Here is a 2,507-nt window from a genome sequence, read left to right as displayed (position 1 = left end):
TCCGTGGTTTCTTCGGTGACTGTTTCGGTGGGATCTGTGGGGGGCGGGGTGACCGTACCGCCACCGCCACCTGTTGAAGGTGGTGTTTCATTCACATCCGTCACCGTGACGGTCAGTGTCTGAGTATCCGTACCGCCGTTACTGTCATCGGCCTGTACCTCCACCACATAGGTGTTATTACCGGCGGTATCCCCCTGATCCTGTGGATTTTCATAATCTGGGGCGGCTTTGAATGTTAGCGCCCCGCTATTAGCATCGATACTAAACAGGGTGCTGTCTGCTCCACCGCTAATGCTAAAAGCAAGGGTATCATCCTCAGCATCAGTGGCGGTTACCATGGTGACCGTGGTACTGTTTTCCGCAACATTAATTGCTGCAGTGTCGCCGCCGCTGTTGCTGGTAATCACAGGCGCGGCATTGCTGGAAACCACCACACTGGTATCGATATTGGCTGAGGTACCGCCATCACCATCGGTTAGGACAAAACGAACGGTACGGGTATTTTCAGTGGCTGTCGTGCTATCGAGATTTTCATAGGTGATATTACCCAAGAGTGCTGAAAGCGCTGCGGCTGTGGCATTCGTGTTGAGATCAACGGTTAGGTCTGTGCCACTGGTGCCGCCGGCCAGCGAACCTATGCTAGTGCCACCGTAAGTGACATCGCTACCGGACACACCGATCTGACCGGTTTCTGTGCCTTGGTTTCTGATCGAAAGCTTATCTTCCGCATTGACGCCATTATTGGTGATGCTGACGGTTAACGTGCCGGTATTAAAATCGGTGGAATCTGGGTCGGTGACGCTGACTGCCGTGCCCTGATCAATGACTAAGGCGTCCGAACCTATCAGATACGCCAGGCTGTTACCGGACAGCTCGCTGATGGTGGGGACATCGTTTTGCGGGGTAACAGTGATAGCAAAACTCTGCCCAGAAACTGGGGAAACACTATCTTCCCCGCCATCGGCTAGGCTAAAGCCCAAGGTATCACTGGTGGTTTCACCGCCATCGTGGGTGTATTTCAGGCGGCTGTTGTCGATATCGTCCTGAGTAAAGGTGCCGTTCAGCGCCAAGGCTTCGCCATCATCCTGAGTGCCACTGTTGTTAGCATCCAGCCAAAGGGTGCCCTTTGTGGTGGCGGTGGTGACGGTATAGGTCAAACCGCTTGCAGTATCGTCCGGGTCCGTGGCGTTCAACTGTGTGTTGCCAATAGTGATGGTGGCGGCTTCATCCAGGGTGACCCCGATATTGGTGGCCACGGTAGGCGCATCATTCACACTGGTGGCGGTGACGGTAATGGTGGAGGCCAGCCCAGTCTGATCGTTCGCATCCGTGGCGGTCACGCTGATGGTCCGATCCACCCCACCGACCTTATCCCCAGTCTGGGCAAAGTTGAGTTCCTTTAACAAGGCCAGATAGTTTTCTTTAGTGGCCGAGCCGGAAAGGCTGATTTCGCTGTCCGAGGTATAGCTAATCGTGATGCCGTTCACCGTTGCGTTATCAGCATGACTGCCAAGCTTTATCACATCGCCGGTTTGCGCGCCGTCACTAATCTGAATGCTCATGCTCTTCAGGTTGGCGTCATCATCAGTAATACTGGCAGCGGCATCTACCAAGGTCACTGGGGTATCGGTGTCATTTTCGGTATAGGTGGCAGTGGCGTTATTACCGCTTGCTGCCCCATTTAGGTCGATCTCAGGGGCGGACACCACATCCAGCGTCCAGGTATTAGCACTGGCTGCATTAGCATCACCGTCGTTGACGGTAAAACCAATGGTGGTATAAGCCGCACCCACGCCATCGGTTGCAGGGCGGTATTTTAATAAGCCTGCGCTGATATCCGTTGCGGTTACGGTATCGCTGGTACTCAACGCGGCTTCACTACCGTTTACCGTACCGTCACCATCGGTATCAACCCATAGCGTCCCTAAAGCAGGGGCGGTGCTGAGGGTGATCTGTTCCAGCGCATCCCCAGTATCCACATCGTTAAAACCGGTATCTGCGACCTGAATCGTCAGCGCGCTGTTTTTCTGCGCGGTCAGGGTTTTGTCTGTGCCGGAGGGGGCATCGTTCAGCGGATTAACCGTGAGGTTGGCGTTAATAGTCTCCGTTGAGAAGGCGGTGGCATCGCCATTGATAATGGTACTGGCAGTGCTGGTCGAACCATTACTGGATGCCGTGCCACTGCTACCATCCCAAGCGTAAAGCGTAAGTGAAGCGGTTTCGCCATTTTCACCATCGGGGTTATAACGCACATAAGTGCTATCACTTAGCAACAAAGAATTTGCACTGCCGACGGAGCCAAAATCAGTCCAGCTCGTGTTATCTGTAGAATACTGCCAAGTGCCGTTACCGGTTTGGGCACTGATGGCTGCCCCTAGGGTATCACCATCCATATCCGCAGCGGTCACACCGGCTAATAGGGTTGAGATCAGCACACCGGTCGAGGCGGTATCTTCATCGGTGGCGGTAAAGGCGTAAGGGCCACCGGATAGGGTGGGCGCATCATT

General features: G+C 54.2%; 1 protein-coding gene. It reads right to left on the bottom strand.

From position 1 onward, the window contains the following. A partial coding sequence (locus BMX05_RS12300) for a beta strand repeat-containing protein (protein ID WP_143051982.1) occupies positions 1 to 2,507 on the bottom strand: 2,507 nt, incomplete at both ends.

It is taken from the genome of Allopseudospirillum japonicum, from assembly GCF_900108915.1.
Taxonomy (GTDB): domain Bacteria; phylum Pseudomonadota; class Gammaproteobacteria; order Pseudomonadales; family Halomonadaceae; genus Pseudospirillum; species Pseudospirillum japonicum.
The sequence above is the reverse complement of the archived record's forward strand: the minus strand, read 5'-3'. Positions and strand labels throughout refer to the sequence as shown.